This is a genomic window from Bartonella sp. AP57NXGY (genome assembly GCF_042195805.1).
Taxonomy (GTDB): Bacteria; Pseudomonadota; Alphaproteobacteria; order Rhizobiales; family Rhizobiaceae; genus Bartonella.
On the sequence record NZ_JBHIOZ010000137.1, the window covers coordinates 1 to 3,329 of the forward strand.

The 3,329-nt window shown below is 41.2% G+C and carries 2 protein-coding genes; both read left to right on the plus strand.

Translation table 11 applies throughout. From position 1 onward, the window contains the following. Window positions 1-2,388, plus strand: a 2,388-nt coding sequence (locus ACFIL8_RS08535; RefSeq protein ID WP_375689437.1) for an autotransporter outer membrane beta-barrel domain-containing protein, incomplete at its 5' end; no start/stop codon positions are given. A 78-nt stretch (window positions 2,389-2,466) separates the two neighbouring features. Continuing rightward, window positions 2,467-3,329: HlyD family efflux transporter periplasmic adaptor subunit (locus ACFIL8_RS08540; protein ID WP_375689439.1), on the plus strand; the 863-nt coding region annotated here is incomplete at its 3' end.

A 3,329-nucleotide genomic window follows, 5' to 3' on the forward strand; every position in this document is an offset into this window, starting at 1 on the left:
ACAATTAAAAATGCTACGATCGGTGTTAAAGCCCAAAGTGATAATGCGACAATCAAGATGACAGGAGGATCTATTGAGGTCACAGGAGGCGAAGCAGTAGGTGCATTATTCCTTGAAACCACAAGCAAAGAAAACACGCTGAAAGATGTGAAAATATCAAGCGGTAAAGATGGCTTTCTTATGGAGAAAGGAATAAGTGCTGACAAAGGAAGCATGGTTTCTTTAAATAATGTAACCGTTAAGAATGCAGAAAAAGCTCTCTTGGCTAATGATAATTCCCAAATAACAGTAATGGGCGGAGGTTCCTTTGGTGGAGAAGTACAAACTCTGCAAGGTAGCACAATTACTTTAAATGATAATGTCACAGTAACATCTAAAAATTACGGACTCCATGTAGATGGTGAAGAAGCCAAAATCACAATGACGGGAGGGAGTGTAAGTGCAAAAGGAGCAGCATTTGTCGTAAAAGATGGCGGACATATTGATGTCACAGATATTTCTGCAAAAGCACAGCGCAATGGGATACGCTTTGATAACTCAAAAAACGATCAAACTTTAGAAATAAACCTGACCAATACAAACCTTCTCATCGAAGATGGAACGGGTATTGTTGCCAACAATTCATCAAATGGTAAACTCAACCTCAAAGATTCAGAAATCAGAGCCGATAGGTTATTCGTAGGGATAATCCATGATACACCAAAACCTAATCAAATCTTTTCACTCTCCGCAGACCGTTCTGTCTTACAAGGTGGTGTAAGAAATGACGAAAATGGACAAACAAGCTTTGATCTCAAAAACAATACAACATGGTTTGTGAACACCAGCACAAAAGAAAAAGATGATGCGGGCAAGTTACTTGATATCACTCAAAGATCACGTTCTGATGTTTCTGCACTCAACCTCAATGACAGCAAAATTGTTTTTGAAAAGCCAGTAGAAAACCATTATCACACATTACATATCGGTTCTGGTAAAAAAGATACTCCAGAGATCTATAACGCTTCTGGAAACGCAGAAATCCACTTTAACATGGCATGGAACGATGGGGTTGCTGTAGATGATCAAAAAACCGATCGCGTTCTCATTCATGGCGATGCATCAGGTACAACAACAGTTTATATCAAGAGTGATGTAGGGGATAAAAACAGTGTAGAAAATGCTGCGGCCCCCTCGAATACAGGCGGTATTTCCCTTATCCAAGTCTCTGGAAAAGCGATGGAAGACTCCTTCAAATTAGCCAATGGTTATATCACAAGAGATGGTTTGCCTTATAAATACACACTAACTGCTTATGGACCAGAATCACGCCATGGCACAGCCAATATTGAGCAAAACCTCTTTGATGAAAAAAATGAAAACTTCTGGGATTTTCGCTTGCATAAAGCATTTCTTGACTCCGGTGGCGGTAGCGGTTCCGGTGGCTCTGTCCCTGGTCCACATGTGGAAGCTGTCGTACCGCAAGTGGCAAGCTATATCGTGATGCCTAACGCTCTCTTCTACGCTGGTTTTACCGACATTACTAAGCAAAGCAAATTGTTAGCTGATATCCGTACAACACAAAATTATTCTTTCTTCTTTTCACCCTATGGTAGCAATGCTACCTTAACCTCTGAGCGTGGTCCCTTCAAATATGGCTATGGCGCTGATATTCGCTATGCTGCCGTACAAGCAGGTGGTGCATTAGCTGCAATGGAAAGCCAAAATATCACCATGCATTTTGGACTTATGGGAACCTATGGGAAACTCTCTTTCACACCTAAGGATATGGAGGGTGCAGACAAAAGCACACTCAATAAATGGGCGGTTACAGCTTATGGCAGTATACAACACAACAATGGCTTATATGTCGATGTCCTAACTTCCTATGGCATGATCGATGGAAATATCACTACGGCTGATATCAAGAATGCCGCAAACTTGAAGGGTGCCAAAACCTTGAGCGCTTTGGTTACCATTGGAAAAGAATTTGCTACAGGAATGGCAGGGATAGAGTTTGAGCCACAAGCACAAATTGTTTATCAACAATTGTCGTTTGACACCATGAAAGATGCTGATAATCTAGAAATTGATATGAAAAATCCTTCCCAATGGTTGGTTCGGATTGGCGGACGTTTAACTAAAACTGTTTCTGCCGAAAGTGATTATCCCTTTTCTTTTTATGGAAAAGTGAACTTTCTTAAAACCTTTAGTGATGATGGGAAAATACAGATTGGTAAGGAATTTGACCTTGATCCTGCCGGAACTGCCATTGAAGGCGGTTTGGGCATCAATGCACAACTCTCCCACAATATCGTACTTCATGGTGATGTTAGTTACCAACAAAAGCTACAAAAAACGGGTATAACAGGAGCGAGCTTTTCTGGTGGAATACGTTATCAGTTCTAAGAAAATGCTGTAAAGTGAGCGTTATTTTCCCATTTGCTTGCATAAAAAGGCTGGACAACTCCATACTGTGTGGCCTTTTTGATTTGCACAAACCTACCGTGGAATACCGGTTATTCTTTTCTTTATAACATACCTACAACACTTCTTGCTGAAAGCAATCCTTTGGATAAAGATTTTGTAACCAAAGGGCTTGCCTATCTGCCAGCTCCTCCTTCTGGCAACACGACTGCAAGAATAGAAGGGGAAAAACTCATTAGCGCTACCCTTCAATCTCTCCAAGATAAATTAAGAGCGCTAAAAGCACAGGCGGACCGCGTCGAGCGCAGCGGTGCAACACAACATGCGCAATTAGATAGGTTGGAAGATGATCGTCAATTAAGCCAAGGAAAATTAAAGGCTGCAAAAAGCCTGATGGAAACAAAAGTCATTAGCCAAGCCGTTTATTTAGAGCGTTTACATGATTTTAAAAATGTCGAGCATGAAATTTTAACCAATCAAAGACGTTTGGAAGAAAATGCCGCCGAAATAAACACCCTCCGCCAACAACGGAAAAGTCTCATTTCCGATGAAATCGCCCGCTATCGGCAACTTTCACGTGAAACAGAACTGAATCTTCAAGGATTAAAAGCAAAGCTTGATAGCACTCAATACCATCTTGACCACTTATCACTCTATGCACCTGTTGATGGACGTATCGATGATTTAAGTATCCATACTTTGGGCGGCTTTGTAGAGGCTGGTAAAACTCTCATGCGCATTGTCCCTGGTGCGGGTGGTCTCATTATTGAAGCATTTTTTGATAATCGAGATATTGGTTTTTTAGAAAAGGGCCAACGTGCTTACATCAAGTTTTCTGCCTTTCCTCCTGAACGTTTCGGTGTTATCCACGGTACAGTCGTTAATGTAGGCGCTACAGCGCGCTATAATAAAGAAATTAATGG